Raw genomic sequence first — 14,250 nt, 5'->3', positions numbered from 1 at the left:
CGCGCGGCTCTACCGTGAAGGTATGGCCGAGCTCGTCGTCTTCCACCATGTTCAGGGACTGACTCCCGGTATCGAGTCCTTCGCCGAGAGTCTTCGGGAGGCGGGGCACGTGGTGCACGCGCCGGACCTGTTCGAGGGGTGGCGCTTCGACTCGCTCGAGGCCGGTCTGGCCTATGTTCAGCAGATCGGTTTCGCCGAGGTGATCGCCCGCGGGGTCGCCGCTGTGCAGGAGTTGCCCCAGGAGCTGGTCTACGCCGGCTTCTCGCTAGGTGTCCTTCCGGCCCAGTTGCTGGCACAGACGCGGTCCGGAGCGCGTGGTGCGTTGCTGATGTACGCCTGCGCACCGGTCGCCGAGTTCGGCGACCGGTGGCCCGAGGGCGTCCCGGTGCAGATCCACGCGATGAACAACGATGCCGAGTTCATCGGCGCCGATCTCGAGGCGGCGCGAGAGCTGGTCGCGCAGGCCCGCGAGGCGGAGCTGTTCCTCTATCCGGGCAGCGAGCACCTCTTCGCCGACAGCAGTCTCTCCGACTACGACGAGGCCGCTGCGGCGTCCCTTCTGGAGCGGGCCCTGGAGTTCGCGCGAACAGCGGGTTGAGTGAGTTGGTCCAGGCGTGAACAAGTTTAGATCGCCAGGTGAACGCCGGGAGCCCGTCCGTCATCTCATATGATGGACGGGCTTTTTGCTTGAAAGACAGGCTTTGGCCGGGCTTTCCCGGCCGGGCGCGGCATGGAGGGGTGAAGAGGTGATTTGCCAACTTGTTCAGATGTGAGTAGGTTTTGAACAAGTTCTTCACAGTACGCTCATCTTCTGTACCCGCGACGCACCAAGGAGCTCTCCATGGCGAACCTGACTCGACTTCCGATGCCGATCCAGGAGTCCTACGACTGGCAGTACGAGGGCGCGTGCCGCGATGTCGACGTCGAGCAGTTCTTTTCGCCGGAGCGTGAGAGGGGGGCCAAGCGCGATGCTCGCGAGGCGGCCGCCAAGTCCTACTGCGCGCGGTGCCCCGTGGTGGACGCCTGCCTGCAGCACGCCTTGTCGGTCCGTGAGCCGTATGGCGTGTGGGGCGGCATGACGGTGCGCGAGCGCGAGGAGCTGATGGCGGGACGCTCGGTCGGGGAGACCGCAGCCTGACGGTGTCGCGGGGTTCATCGCCCGCAACGACGGAGGGCCCGGGACGAACACTGTTCGTCCCGGGCCCTCCCTCGTGCTACACGGTGCGCTCGGTAGCCGGTGCCGCGTGGGGAGGTGCGAGAGGACGAGCCGGCGACGCGTGGGCCTTCACGGCGGATGTCGCCGGAGTCGAGACCTTCGAGGGAAGGACGCGACCCCGGCGAGGATCCTCGATGCGCATCAGGCCGCGAGGCGGGTGGCGCAGGGGACACAGCGAGTCGCCCGAGGGAGCGCCTGGAGCCGCTCGATCGGGATGCCCTCGCTGCAGTCCTGGCACTGGCCGTAGCCCTCGGTGCTCATGAGCTCCAAGGCGCGGGCGGTGTTGTCGAGCAGCAGCTGGATCTGCTCGGCGCGGCTGTTGTTCTCCGCCATAGATTCCGCCGCGAAGGCACGATCGACCTCGTCGACCAGTTCGCGTCCCTCGGCTGAGGTGACGACGGACAGCTGTTGCAACGACTCCAGCTCTGCGGTGAGCTGATTCTGGCTCGTGGTGAGCGCCGTGCGGAGCGTGTCCAGGTGCTGCTGGTTCATCGCCTCACGCTTCCTTCGCGCCTTCGGAGGCGGCCGCGGCCGCGGACTCCTCGCTGGTGGCATCCGCCGTCGAGAGCTGACCACCGGTGTTCTCCAGGTGCGCGCGGATGAACCAGTGGAACAGCTCGAGCTGCTGGGTCTGCGCGATGATCATGTCCTCGGTCATCGGGTCGATATCGGCCACCGCTGCCTGGGCCTTGCGATGATCCTCGATGACGCCGATGTAGACCTCGTCGAGTGCTCCCAGATGCTCGTTCGTGGTGGCGCGATCGAGGGAATAGTCGTTCCACGTCCGTCCCTCGACGATGGCCGACGGTGTTCCCTTGGGCGCGACGCCCAGGGTGGCGATGCGCTCCGCGGTCTCGTCGACCGCGTCGCGGACCTCGACCACATGCGGGTCGATCATCTCGTGGACGGCGATGAAGTGCGGTCCGACGACGTTCCAGTGGACGTGTTTGAGAGTGAGTGCGAGATCGTTGAGCGCATTGAGGCGATCCTGCAGGATCGCGGCGACCTTCTCGCCTTCGGCGAGGGTGAGTCCGGGAATCGTGTAGCGCGGGGTGGGCATCCTGTCTCCTCTCCAGTGGTGGCAGATCCCGGACGGTGGGCCGGGGACCTGTCGCTCACGCCGGCGGCCGGGGTAGCCGGCTGCGGGGCGTGAAAGTTGTTCACAACTTGTGCACTTCCCACTCTGGCAGAGCCGTGCCCGGATGCAAGCGGAGGAGCTCGACCACCCGTTGAGTGTGAGAGGTGCCCCCATACTCAACGGGTGGCGGGGTGGTCGATCAGGAGGTGAACTCGCGGAGGCGGGTGTCGAGGGCCTCACGGGCCTCGCTGTACTCGCGTGCCAGCCGGCCTACCAGCTCGTCGACGCTCACGACGGCATCGACGCTGCCGATGCCCTGGCCGGAGCCCCAGATGTCCCGCCACGCCTTGGACGGGGAGGAGCTGTCGTCCGACGAGCCGAAGCTCATCGCCGAGGGGTCCGATGTCGCGAGATCTTCCGGATCGAGCCCTGCCGCGGTGATGCTGCCGCGCAGGTAGTTGCCATGGACGCCGGTGAACAGGTTGGAGTAGACGATGTCCGCCGCGCTGGACTCGACGATCATCTGCTTGTAGTCGTCGACCACATTGGCCTCGCGGGTGGCGAGGAAGGCCGAGCCGACATAGGCGAAATCGGCGCCCGCGGCGAGTGCCGCCAGGATCGAGCGGCCGTGGGCCATCGCGCCGGACAGCAGCAGCGGTCCGTCGAACCAGGAGCGGATCTCCTGCACGAGCGCGAAGGGCGACTGTGTGCCGGCGTGGCCACCCGCGCCGGCCGCGACGGCGATGACGCCGTCGGCGCCCTTCTCGATCGCCTTCCGCGCGAAGCGGTCGTTGATGATGTCGTGGAGCACGATGCCGCCATAGGAGTGGACGGCCTCGTTGACCTCTTCGCGGGCGCCGAGCGAGGTGATGACGATCGGCACCTGGTGCTCGATGATCGTCGCCATGTCCTCGTCGAGGCGGTTATTGGAGCGGTGGACGATCTGATTGACGGCGAAGGGCGCGACCGGTCGCTCGGGGTGCGCGGCGGAGAACTTGGCATTCGACTCGCTGATCTGGTGGAGCCACTCGTTCAGCAAGCTCGCCGGGCGGGCGTTGAGCGCGGGGAACGCGCCGATCACTCCCGCCTGACACTGAGCGCTCACCAGCTCGGGTCCCGATGCGATGAACATCGGAGAGGCGACGACCGGGAGCGTCAGCGGGCGGCGCAGGATATCGGGCAGGGCCATGGGTCCTCCTGGGGCGACGGGCGAGAGCGGTCTCGCGCCGACAGCCTAGGCGGGTGAGGCCTACCGTCCCGGTGGCGGGGGCGGGTGGCAGACTGGTGTCCGCGCTGAGCGCGGGCCTCTAGCTCAATGGGCAGAGCAGCGGACTTTTAATCCGCGGGTTGTGGGTTCGAGTCCCACGGGGCCCACTCGCTGAATATCTGGGCGAGGACGGATGGCGATGCGTAGTGGCCGCTAGGGCCGCCGTAACGCGTCATCATCAGTCCCCGGCACGGCGAACGGGACAATCCCACGGGGCCTACGGCCGTGACGGAATCACGAGTACACTGACTACGTCACTTTGTCTGGTACCTCACCGAGGACTGGAACGAAAGGCAATCAGCTATGCAACGCTCCCGTGTGGGCGTGGTCGGGGCCGGCCGTGTCGGTGCCGTCCTCGCCGCCCGTCTCCGTGCCGCCGGTCATGAGATCGTCGGTGTCAGCGGACGTTCCGATGCCACGCGTCTTCGCATCGCCACCCTGCTCGGCGATGTTCCCGTCCTCGCCCCGGTACAGCTCGCGACGGAAGCCGACGTCCTCGTGTTGGCGGTCCCCGACGACTCACTCGCCGAGGTGGCCGAGCAGCTCGCTCCAGCATCCCGGCCGGGACAGTACGTGGTGCACACCAGCGGTCGTCACGGTCGTGCCGTCCTGGCGCCGTTCGCCGACCAGGGTGCCCGCACGGCGGCCGTGCACCCCGCGATGACCTTCACCGGCACCGAGATCGACCTCGATCGGTCCTGCGTGTTCGGACTGACCGCAGCCGACGACGATCGCGAGACGATCGCCGCTCTCGTCGCGGACCTCGGCGGCACCCCGATGTGGATCGCCGAAGCCGACCGCGTCGCCTATCACGCGGCGCTCGCCCACGGCGCCAACCACCTCACCACCCTGGTCACGCAGGCGATGGACGTCCTGCGCGGAATCGGCGCGGACGATCCCGCGAGCGTGCTGCGACCGCTGCTGACCGCCGCCCTCGACAACACCCTCGCCTACGGCGACGCCGCGCTCACCGGGCCGGTCGCGCGCGGCGATGTCGACACGGTCCACGCGCACCTCGGAGCACTCGGCGAGGACACCCGTCGCACCTATCGTGCGCTGGCCGAGGCGACGGCCGAGCGTGCCCAGGTCACCGGCCGCATCGACGCCGAACCCGCTCGCCGTCTGCGCGAAGTCCTCGGCGAGGAGACCGTGCGATGACCGGGCCGCTGGTGGTCCGCACGCGCGAGGAGCTGCGTGCCGCGACCGAGGGCACCATCGCCCTCGTGCCCACGATGGGCGCGCTGCACGACGGCCACGTGCAGCTGATGAAGCACGCACGTCCGCTCGCCCAGACGCTCGTCGTCTCGATCTTCGTCAACCCCACTCAGTTCGCTCCCGGCGAGGACTTCGATGCTTACCCGCGCACCTTCGACGCCGATCTGGAGCGTTGCGCCGAGGCCGGTGTCGACATCGTCTTCGCGCCCACGGTCGACGTCATGTATCCCGATGGGCTCGACGCCACCGTGAGCGTCGATGCCGGCCCACTCGGACAGATCCTCGAGGGCGCCCAGCGGCCCACGCACTTTCGCGGAGTGCTCACGGTGGTCGCCAAGCTGTTCGGCTTGGTGGGGCCGGATGTGGCGGTCTTCGGGGAGAAGGACTATCAGCAGCTGACGCTGATCCGGCTCATGGCCCGCGAGTTGTGCCTCGGTGTGGAGGTCGTCGGCTGCCCGACGGTCCGCGAGGCCGATGGTCTCGCCATGAGTTCGCGCAACCGTTACCTCGAGGCCGATGAGCGTCAGCTCGCCGGTGCGATCAACGCCGCGCTCCGGGCCGGTGCCGCGTCCGGCAGGGAGGGCGGCACTGCCGTCCTCGCGGCGGCCCGCGCCGTCCTCGACGAGCACGGCATCACGCCCGATTACCTCGAACTCACCGATCCCGATCTCGCCGAGCCGGTCCCCGGCCGCGAAGCCCGCTTGCTGGTGGCCGCGCGCGTCGGCCGGCCCCGGCTCCTCGACAACATCGCCCTGAACCTCGGAGGAAACTGACCATGCTGCGCACCATGATGAAGTCCAAGATCCACCGCGCCACCGTCACACAGGCCGACCTGCACTACGTCGGCTCCGTCACGGTCGACCAGGATCTGCTGGACGCCTCGAATATCCTGCCGGGCGAGCTCGTGCACATCGTCGATATCGACAACGGTGCGCGCCTGGAGACCTACACGATCGCCGGCGAGCGCGGCTCGGGAGTCATCGGCATCAACGGCGCCGCCGCCCGGCTCGTGCACCCCGGCGATCTCGTCATCCTCATCGCCTACGCGCAGATGGAGGACGCCGAGGCTCGCGAGTTCTCACCGAGCGTCGTCTTCGTCGATGCCGACAACCGCATCATCGGCACGGGTTCCGATCCGGCCGAGGCGCTGCCCGGCACGGGACTCCTCCGCGGCGACATCATCGACAACCCGCTGGTCGCGCACTGAGCCAGATGAGGGCGTGAGATGAGCCTGCTCTGTCTCGATGTCGGCAACCGGCTGTCGGTCATCGGCGTCTGGGACGATGTCGACGGTCAGCCCGCGCTGCGCGGACGCTGGACCATCTCCTCGGACGCCACCCGCACTGCCGATGAGTGGTATCTGGTGGCGCACGGCTTCGTGCGGGCCGCCGGTTTCGCCGATGACGATATCGAGGCCGTCAGCATGTGCTGCACCGTGCCCTCCATCGGGGTCGAGGTGCGCGGCATGCTCGATCGCTACTTCGACCACGTGCCGGTGTGGGTCGTGGGGCCCGGGGTGCGCACGGGCGTGGCCATCCACACCGACAATCCGCGCGAGGTGGGCACGGACCGAATCGTCAATGCGCTCGCGGCGATCCATCTCTACGGCGGGCCGGCGATCATCGTCGACCTGAACGGCACGGCCACCATCGTCGACGTCGTCGACGGGCGAGGTCGTTACCTCGGTGGGGCGATCGCCCCCGGAGTCGAGGTGTCCCTGGAAGCGCTCGCCCAGCGCGGGGCCCAGCTGCGGTCCGTGGAGGTCGCCGAGCCGCGGGGCGTGATCGGCAAGAACACGGTGGAGGCGATCCAGGCGGGCGCCGTCTACGGTTTCGCCGGACTCGTCGACGGACTGGTCGACCAGATGATCGACGCGATCGACGCCGAACCCGAGGACGTCACCGTGGTGGCGACCGGCACCTTCAGCGAGGCCATCGCCGGGCACTGCCAGACCCTCACCACGCGCGAGGAGGACCTGACGCTGATCGGTCTGCGCCTCGTCCACGAGAAGAACCGCGACGCCTGAGCCCGCGGCACTCGACTCGCCTGTGGACAGCCGGGGACGGATGTCGGTGTCCAGCGAGAGGATCGGACTCGCCAGAACACTCGTGGGTGGTCAGAATGGAAGGAGTCTGGATGTGTCGGTGCTGGATAGAGGAGTCGTGGGCGTGGCGAGCATGGCGTTCGAGTGGCCGAGTGAGGCGCTGCAGCGGGTCCCGATGTCCTTCGAGGAGTGGGAGGCGCTGCCCGAGGAGGTCCGTGCCGAGTGGATCCACGGAGTCGCCCTCGTGAACCCGCCTCCCGCGGTGCGGCATCAGTACATCGTCGCCGAGCTCCGTGAACGGTTCAAATACGCTCTGCCTGGTCTCGTAGCGGTCCAGGAGGTGGCCGTGCGTACCGCCGAACGGCGCTATCGGATTCCCGATGTGACCGTGATGCGTGAGCTGCCGGAGGACCCGGTGTGGGCGACCGACGCTCCTGTCATCGTCGCGGAGATCCTCTCGCCCGCGACGCGTCGTGAAGATCAGTTGCGCAAGACCGGCGAGTACCTGACCGCGGGGATCGGTCAGTACTGGGTCGTCGATCCGGAGCACGAGGAGCTGACCGTGCTGCGCGCCTCGCGTGAGACTGACGTGACCGCGTGGGAGACCGCGCTGGAGCTGGGCGGTGAGCAGCGCACGGGTGAGGTCTCGGTCGGTGACCACGGCACCGTCGCGATCGACCTCGATACCCTCTTCGGCCAGTGACGGTCCATGTGTCCTCTATGCTCGCGGAGTGATCCTTCGGCGAGCCGTGGCCCGGCTGTACTGGACCGTCTCGCGGTGGAAGTACCGTTCGGAGTCGGTCCCTGAGGCGTCCGGCATCATGGTCGCCGCACCGCACACCTCCAACTGGGACTTCGTGCTCATGGTCGCCGTCGCCTGGCGCAACGGGCTGACGCTGCGGTTCCTCGGCAAGCGGGAGCTCTTCGCCGGACCGATGGGGCCGCTGATGCGGGCCTTCGGCGGCATCCCCGTCGACCGCCGCGATCCGGCGGGGCTCGTCGAGGAGCTCATCGAACGCCATCACGACGGCGAGAGCTTCCACCTGGTCATCACGCCCGAAGGCACCCGTGGGCCCGTGGACCGCTGGAAGTCCGGCTTCTACCGGATCGCGCGCGCCACCGATCTCCCTGTCACGCTGGCCTATGTCGATCGCACCACCGGCACGACGGGTCTCGGGCCGACCTTCCGGCTCAGCGGAGACGTCCGCGCCGACATGGATCGCATCCGCGCGTTCTACACGGGCATGGTCGGTGTCCGGCCCGCGAACACCGGGCGCGTCGCGCTGGCCGAGGAGGCGGACGCTCCGTCAGCGCCCGATGGGTTCCAGCAGTAGCCGGACGACCTCGGTCATCCAGGAACGGGCCGTGGCGGCATCGAGTCCGGGCACGCCCTGGGCGCGTTGCGTGCCCAGTCCATCTGAGTAGGCCGCGAGCTTCAAGGCGGTTTCAGCGGGCACTACCGTTCGGAAGACCCCGGACTCGACGCCCCGGGCGATGACGCGCGCGCAGCACTGCTCCCAGTGGCGGATCCGCGTGGCATAGGGCTCCGCCAGCTCTGGGCGCCGCGTCGCCACGGTCCAGTACTCCGACCAGATCCGCCAATGCGCCTCGACGCGAGGCGACTCGTCGAAGATCGAGGCGACGAGCAGCTCCAAGGCGGCCCAAGGATCGGGTTCGGCATCGGCGGCGGCGACGACCTCCTCGTAGAAGCGGTCGGCCTCCGTCACCACGACCGCTCCGAGGATCTCGTCGACGCCGGTGAAGTGGTAGGTGACCGTGCCCATCGACACCTCGGCCGCCGCGGCGATATCGCGTAACGATGTCGCCGCGAGACCCTCCTGGACGATGACGGCGTGGGCCGCCTCGACGATCTGCGCGCGCCGCTCCGTCGGCGAGAGCCGTTGTCTCACACCGAGGTCCTGGGCACACGGTCACGATAGGCGAACTCGCCGACCGTCTCGCGCGTGCCGTCGCGTTCGGCGACCGCTCGGACGGTGTTCTCGAGGTGGAACGCATCCGTATCGCAGGTGATGATCGAGGTCGTCTCCACCGATGCGCTCCAGCCCTGATGGGACAAGTCGATGCGCCAGCGCGCCTCCGTCGTCGGAGAGGTCGGATCGCCCTCGCGGATGCGGTACACCTCTTCTGTCCACTCCAGGAAGTCCAAGCCGGTCGGATAGCGGCGCGTGCCGCCGTAGCCGGGGTCGACCTCCAGCACCGTCTCGCCGGTGGCGACGTCATGCCGCACGACTCGCGGCGGCCGGGCCGCGGGCGCTCCTTCCGGCGTGCCGATCGGGATCGGCCGGGCGTGCTCGGGCTCGGCGAAGCCCACCGGGATGGCGCTCGGATCGACGAGCGGAAGGGCGACGGAGCTCGCGGCGAGGTCGAGGTCGAGGGTGTCGTCGACGGCATGCGGCCAGATCCACGGCCAGTAGTGGTTGCTGAGGGCGATGCGCAGCCGATGGCCGGGCTCGAACCGGTAGCCCGCCGCGACGAGCGGCACCTCCACGTCGACGTCCTCACCGGGAGTGAGCGGATCGACGCGATCCATGCCGTCGCGCTTGAGCAGATTGAGCACACCGCGTGTCACGAGTGTCGAGGATCCGTCGGGCGACACATCGCAGAGCCGCACGATCACGTGTCCGCGATCGTGGGTCGAGCGGAGCCGCAGCCGCGCCACCGGTTTGCCCAGTAGCTCCAGAGGCTCGTCCACACGCAGATCGATGCTCAGCGAGCGGCCGTCCTCGGCGCGCTGGTCGGGCGGCAGGTCGGCGTCGTTGCCGAAGGGGAAGAACCGCCCAGCGTCCTGGCCGGTCGACCACGGCGAGCGCACCAGGGCCCGCCCGTCGCCGAGCCCGGTCTCGTAGGCGGGAGCCTCACCTGGCCAGGGCACACCGACCCAGCGTCCCTCCTTGTGCCCTACATACGGCGCGGGCGGCTCGGGATCGTTGATCCAGGCCTGCAGATCCGGGTCGCTCTCCACCCCGGTGTCGGCCCCCTTCAACCAGCGATCCCACCAGCGCAGCGTCTCCTGCAGAAAACCGATCGACGGGCCGGGCGCGAGGCCCCGGTCGGGGTACTGGTGCGACCACGGGCCGACGATGCCCTTGGCCGGGGCGACGAGATTCTCCAGCAGACGTAACACCGTGTCGCGGTACGGGTCATTCCACCCGCCGACCGCCAGCACCGCCGCCTCGATGCCGGCGTAGTTCTCGCACGCGCTACCACGCCGCCAGTACTCGTCGCGTTCCTGATGGGCGAGCCAGATCGGACCGAGGGGGCGCTGCTGCTCGAGCCGCTCGCGCCACTGTTCGACCCAGCGCTCGCCCACGACGTCGGGCAGCGGCGGGCGCGAGGCGAAGGCCAACATGGTCCCCGCCCACGCGGACATATCGATCGCCAGCAATGCGCCGCCCATGTAGTGCACGTCGTTGTCGTAGCGGTCATCGGTGGAGCAGACGGTGACGATGGCCTTCAGCGGTTCAGGTGCGCGCTCGGCCAGTTGGAGCGAGTTGAAGCCGCCCCACGAGATCCCGAACATGCCGACACCGCCGTCGCACCACGGCTGGTTTGCCAGCCACCGGATCACCTCGACACCGTCGTCGAGCTCAGCGGGGGAGTACTCGTCCTCGAAGAGGCCGTCCGAGCCGCCGGCCCCGCGCACGTCGACGCGGATCGAGGCGTACCCGTGCGCGGCGTAGTACGGATGCCGCTCGCTGTCGCGGACCGAGGTCCAGTCGTCGAGCCGGTACGGCAGGTACTCCAGCAGCGCCGGTACCGGCTGCTCCTCCGCCCCTACGGGCAGCCAGGCCCGCGCGCGGAGTCGTGCACCGTCCGGCATCGGGATCCACAGGTCGCGGACGTCGATCGTGCTGGGGTCGATGTCGACCAGGGTCATCGAGTGGTCAGTGCTCCTTCGTCGTCGCGGACCCGGTGGCCGTTGCCGACATCGACGAGCGGCGCATCGGGATCGAGGGTGGTGGCGCGGTGGTCGGCATCGCTGCCCGGCAGCTCGGTGTGGCCCGGTTCGACCACGGCCTCCAGCAGCGACCGGGTGTACGGGTGACGGGGCTGCTCGAACAGGACCGCGGTGGGCGCCGACTCGACGATCCTGCCGTCTTTCATCACGACGATCCGGTCCGCGACGCTGCGGACGACGGCCAGATCGTGGCTGATGAACAGGCACGACAGTCCCCGGTTCGCGCGCAGGTGGTCCAACAGCGCCAGCACCTCGGCCTGGACCGAGACATCGAGTGCGGTGGTGATCTCGTCGGCGATGAGCAGCGTCGGCTCGGCGGCCAGCGCGCGGGCGATGCCGACGCGCTGTCGCTGGCCGCCCGACAGCTGGGCGGGGACACGTCGCGCGAACTCCGGGCCCAGGCCGACCTCGGTCAGCAGGCGATCCACCGCCGCGGGCATCTCGGCCCGGGAGGCTCGCCCGAACACCTTCAGCGGACGCGCGATCGCGTCGCCGATAGTGCGACGCGGATTGAGCGCCAGATCGGCGTTCTGGAAGATCAGCTGGACCGAGCGGCGGACATCGACCGGACGTCGTGCGGCGGCACCGAGCAGATCGTGCCGGGCGCCATCAGAGGACCAGAGAGCGGCCTCACCGCGCTCGACATCGGCGAGTCCCGCGAGGGCCGAGGCGACGGTGGACTTGCCGCTGCCGGACTCGCCGACCACGGCAACCGTCTCGCCACGGAGGATCTCCACATCGAAACCGCTGACCGCGAGCTTCGGCGCGCGCGGATAGCGGATATCGACATCGCGGCATCGCACGACGACATCGGCATCGGGGTCTTCTCGTACGAGGATGTCGACACCATGGACCCGGGGTGCTGCGGCGATGAGCTCGCGGGTGTAGTCCTCGCGCGGCCTGCTCAACACCTCCTGGGTGGGCCCGTGCTCGACCTCCCGGCCGAGTCGCATCACGAGCACGTCATCGGCCACCGCCGACACGACGCCGAGGTCGTGACTGACGATCAGCACCGCCATGCCCAGCCGCTCGCGCAGCTCGTTCACCAGCGCCAGAACCGCCGCCTGGGTGATTACGTCCAATGCCGTCGTCGGCTCGTCGAGCACGAGGATCTTGGGGTCGGTGGCGACGGCCATCGCGATCGCCACACGCTGCTGCTGACCGCCAGACAGCTCGTGCGGGTAGCGATCGATCAGGGCATTCGGTGACGGAAGCCGTACGAGATCGAGCAGCTCGACCAGTCGATCGTCGCCGCTCGGTAGGCCGTGGGCGTCGAGGGTCTCGCGGAGCTGCGCGCCGATCCGCATCGACGGAGTGAGTGCGTGGCCGGCGTTCTGCGCCACCAGAGCGACGGTGCCGCCTCGCAGCTGCCGCAGGGGCGCGGAAGCGAGCGCGAAGACATCGTCCTCGAACACCGTGACGGTGCCGGCATCGACACGCGATCCGTCCCGGAGGTGTCCCAGGAGCGTGCGGGCGACGGTAGACTTGCCGCTGCCGGACTCCCCGACCAAGCCGAGGGTCCGGCCGCGGGTCAGCTCGAAGTCGATGTCCTCCGCCACGGTGACCCGCTGATCGCCGGCATCGTAGGAGACACAGAGGCCGCGCACCGCGGCGACGGTCGAGCTGGTCATCAGATCACTCCTCGACGGGCGCGGTCGACGCCCAGGTACTTGCCCAGGCCGTCCGCGGCGAGGTTCAGCCCCACCACGAGCAGCGACAGGGTCACGATCGGGGCGAGGGTGCCCGCTGGCGCCACGGTGAGCGCGGTGCGGTTCTCCTGGATCATCAGGCCCCAGTCGGGGGTGGGCGGGTTCACGCCGAATCCGAGGAAGGACAGGGTCGAGACGAGCAGAACGACCCAGGAGGCGCGCATCGCGAACTCCACCAGGATCGTGTCGAGGATATTGGGCAGGACCTCGCGCCGGATGATCGGCAGCGAGCGTTCACCGCGGGCACGGGCCGCCGTGACGTAGCCGGTGGAGAGCACGGGACGGGTCGCGCCGCGCACGACGCGAGCGACGGCCGGCACGTAGACCACCGAGATCGCCAGCACCAACACCCAGAGGCTGTTACCGAACACCGAGACGATCAGCAGCAGGGCGAGCACCGCAGGCACGGCGAGCACCGCATCGAGCACACGCGTGGTGGCGGCGTCGACCCAACGGCCGTAGTAGGCGGCGATCGCGCCGATGAGCGTGCCGACCACGACGGCCACCGTCGTCGCCAGCAGCGACACGAGTAGCGCGAATCGTCCGCCCTCGATCGTCCGCGACAGGACGTCGCGTCCGTACTGATCGGTGCCGAGCCAGTGGCTCCAACTCGATCCGGCGAGGGCGTTGTCGGCATTGGTGGCGATCGGATCGTAGGGCGCGAGCCACGGGGCGAGGATGGCGATGAGGATGGTCAGGCCGACCAGTGACAACCCGATGCGGGTGCCGACGGTCAGATCGCGGAGGCGGATCATGCGGACGCCTCCTTCGCGGGCCGGGATCTGCGGCGCGAGCTGTGCAGGGTCCGCTGGCGCGGGTCGGCGGCCAGCGCCAGCAGATCGGCGATGAGGTTGACGGTGACGTAGACGAGTGCGCTCAGTACGGCGATGGCCTGGAGGATCGGCAGGTCGCGGGTGGAGACCGAGTCGATCATCAGCTTGCCGAGGCCGGGGTAGTTGAACACCGACTCGACCACGACGACGCCGCCCAGCAGCCAGGCCACATTGATCGAGATGACGGGGAGGACGGGCAGGATCGCGCTGGGCGCGACGTGGCGCCAGAGCACGCGCCGTCGGGTCAGGCCTTTGAGCTCGGCCGTCGTCGCGTACTCGGTGGCGAGTCCGTCGATCGTCGAGGATCGCATCGCGCGGATGATGTAGGCGGCCATCGCGATCACCAGGGTGATCGCCGGCAGCACGATCGCGGGGAGCAGCTCGCTGAGCGATGCATCCGGTCCTCCGAGCACGACGGCGGGGAAGATCGGCGCGATGATCGCGAACAGCAGGATCAGGACCGTGGCCACGACGAACTCGGGGATGCTCATCGCGACCAGCGCGATGAGCGAGATGCCAGAGTCCGTCGACGTGCCGCGCCGCGACCCGGCCCACACGCCGAGGACGAGGGACAGGCCGATGCCGACCACGATCGCGGGCACGGCGATGAGCAGGGTGTGGGAGAAGGCGGTCCAGAGGGTGCCGGACACGGACTCGCCGGAGACCAGCGACGTGCCGAAGTCGCCGGTGACGGCGCCTCCCAGCCACTCGGCGAAACGCACCCACACGTTCGCGTCGAGGCCGAGCTGTTCGCGCATCGTGGCGACGGCCTCCTCGGTGGCGTTCTGGCCAAGCAGCTGCTGCGCGACGTCACCGGGCAGGGCCTGCACGGCGAAGAAGACGAAGAAGGCGGCGAGGAACAGGGTGATGACGCTCGTCGCGAGCCGGGTGCCGATGAGTCGAGCCACG

The 14,250-nt window shown here is 68.9% G+C and carries 16 protein-coding genes and 1 tRNA gene; 9 read left to right on the top strand and 8 right to left on the bottom strand.

What is annotated here, in order from left to right; all coding sequences use genetic code 11:
* The first annotated feature begins 22 nt into the window (after nt 1-22).
* Nucleotides 23-598 (top strand): dienelactone hydrolase family protein, encoded by a 576-nt coding sequence (locus tag FNM00_RS08780; RefSeq protein ID WP_143913058.1) that lies wholly within the window; start codon nt 23-25, stop codon nt 596-598.
* A gap of 243 nt (nt 599-841) precedes the next feature.
* Nucleotides 842-1,138, top strand: coding sequence for a WhiB family transcriptional regulator (locus tag FNM00_RS08775; RefSeq protein ID WP_143913057.1), 297 nt, complete (start codon nt 842-844; stop codon nt 1,136-1,138).
* Between the two features lie 219 nt (nt 1,139-1,357).
* On the opposite strand, the gene FNM00_RS08770 is transcribed toward FNM00_RS08775, so the two are convergent.
* From FNM00_RS08770 to FNM00_RS08760, 3 genes are all read right to left on the bottom strand, one after another.
* Complete coding sequence (locus FNM00_RS08770; protein ID WP_185973058.1) at nt 1,358-1,708, bottom strand: TraR/DksA family transcriptional regulator; 351 nt, start codon at nt 1,706-1,708, stop codon at nt 1,358-1,360.
* A gap of 4 nt (nt 1,709-1,712) precedes the next feature.
* On the bottom strand, nt 1,713-2,276 hold the full coding sequence (locus FNM00_RS08765; RefSeq protein ID WP_143913055.1) for a Dps family protein: 564 nt from the start codon (nt 2,274-2,276) through the stop codon (nt 1,713-1,715).
* 217 nt (nt 2,277-2,493) lie between these two features.
* Complete coding sequence (locus tag FNM00_RS08760) at nt 2,494-3,483, bottom strand: NAD(P)H-dependent flavin oxidoreductase (protein ID WP_143913054.1); 990 nt, start codon at nt 3,481-3,483, stop codon at nt 2,494-2,496.
* A 112-nt stretch (nt 3,484-3,595) separates the two neighbouring features.
* Between FNM00_RS08760 and FNM00_RS08755 the strand changes: the two genes are divergently transcribed.
* The 7 genes from FNM00_RS08755 to FNM00_RS08725 all read left to right on the top strand — a co-directional run bounded on the left by FNM00_RS08755 (nt 3,596) and on the right by FNM00_RS08725 (nt 8,154).
* A tRNA-Lys gene (locus FNM00_RS08755) sits at nt 3,596-3,668 on the top strand.
* 196 nt (nt 3,669-3,864) lie between these two features.
* Nucleotides 3,865-4,719 carry a Rossmann-like and DUF2520 domain-containing protein gene (locus FNM00_RS19535; RefSeq protein WP_143913053.1) on the top strand — a complete coding sequence of 285 codons (855 nt, stop codon included), beginning with the start codon at nt 3,865-3,867 and terminating at the stop codon, nt 4,717-4,719.
* Nucleotides 4,716-5,549 (top strand): pantoate--beta-alanine ligase, encoded by an 834-nt coding sequence (panC, locus tag FNM00_RS08745; protein ID WP_143913052.1) that lies wholly within the window; start codon nt 4,716-4,718, stop codon nt 5,547-5,549. The genes FNM00_RS19535 and panC overlap by 4 nt, the downstream gene beginning before the upstream one ends.
* 2 nt (nt 5,550-5,551) lie before the next feature.
* On the top strand, nt 5,552-5,983 hold the full coding sequence (gene panD, locus FNM00_RS08740; protein ID WP_143913051.1) for an aspartate 1-decarboxylase: 432 nt from the start codon (nt 5,552-5,554) through the stop codon (nt 5,981-5,983).
* 18 nt (nt 5,984-6,001) lie between these two features.
* Complete coding sequence (locus tag FNM00_RS08735) at nt 6,002-6,802, top strand: type III pantothenate kinase (protein ID WP_143913050.1); 801 nt, start codon at nt 6,002-6,004, stop codon at nt 6,800-6,802.
* Between the two features lie 151 nt (nt 6,803-6,953).
* Nucleotides 6,954-7,523 carry a Uma2 family endonuclease gene (locus FNM00_RS08730; protein ID WP_246065127.1) on the top strand — a complete coding sequence of 190 codons (570 nt, stop codon included), beginning with the start codon at nt 6,954-6,956 and terminating at the stop codon, nt 7,521-7,523.
* A 28-nt stretch (nt 7,524-7,551) separates the two neighbouring features.
* Entirely contained in the window at nt 7,552-8,154 is a 603-nt protein-coding gene (locus tag FNM00_RS08725; protein ID WP_143913048.1) for a 1-acyl-sn-glycerol-3-phosphate acyltransferase, read from the top strand.
* Here FNM00_RS08725 and FNM00_RS08720 read toward each other — a convergent pair.
* Genes FNM00_RS08720 through FNM00_RS08700 form a run of 5 tightly spaced genes read right to left on the bottom strand, consistent with a single transcriptional unit; the run spans nt 8,128 to nt 14,249 of the window.
* On the bottom strand, nt 8,128-8,730 hold the full coding sequence (locus FNM00_RS08720) for a TetR/AcrR family transcriptional regulator (RefSeq protein ID WP_143913047.1): 603 nt from the start codon (nt 8,728-8,730) through the stop codon (nt 8,128-8,130). The two genes, FNM00_RS08725 and FNM00_RS08720, sit on opposite strands and share 27 nt — an antisense overlap.
* On the bottom strand, nt 8,727-10,718 hold the full coding sequence (locus tag FNM00_RS08715; RefSeq protein ID WP_143913046.1) for a CocE/NonD family hydrolase: 1,992 nt from the start codon (nt 10,716-10,718) through the stop codon (nt 8,727-8,729). The genes FNM00_RS08720 and FNM00_RS08715 overlap by 4 nt, the downstream gene beginning before the upstream one ends.
* Entirely contained in the window at nt 10,715-12,430 is a 1,716-nt protein-coding gene (locus FNM00_RS08710; RefSeq protein ID WP_143913045.1) for a dipeptide ABC transporter ATP-binding protein, read from the bottom strand. Before FNM00_RS08710 ends, FNM00_RS08715 begins: the two co-directional genes overlap by 4 nt.
* A complete protein-coding gene (locus FNM00_RS08705) occupies nt 12,430-13,263 on the bottom strand; it encodes an ABC transporter permease (RefSeq protein WP_143913044.1) in 834 nt (277 codons plus the stop codon). Before FNM00_RS08705 ends, FNM00_RS08710 begins: the two co-directional genes overlap by 1 nt.
* Nucleotides 13,260-14,249 carry an ABC transporter permease gene (locus FNM00_RS08700; RefSeq protein ID WP_143913043.1) on the bottom strand — a complete coding sequence of 330 codons (990 nt, stop codon included), beginning with the start codon at nt 14,247-14,249 and terminating at the stop codon, nt 13,260-13,262. Before FNM00_RS08700 ends, FNM00_RS08705 begins: the two co-directional genes overlap by 4 nt.
* Between the last annotated feature and the right edge of the window lies 1 nt (nt 14,250).

This window comes from Aeromicrobium piscarium, from assembly GCF_007421815.1.
In the GTDB taxonomy this organism is placed as follows: domain Bacteria; phylum Actinomycetota; class Actinomycetes; order Propionibacteriales; family Nocardioidaceae; genus Aeromicrobium; species Aeromicrobium piscarium.
This window is presented reverse-complemented; position numbering and strand designations above follow the sequence as displayed.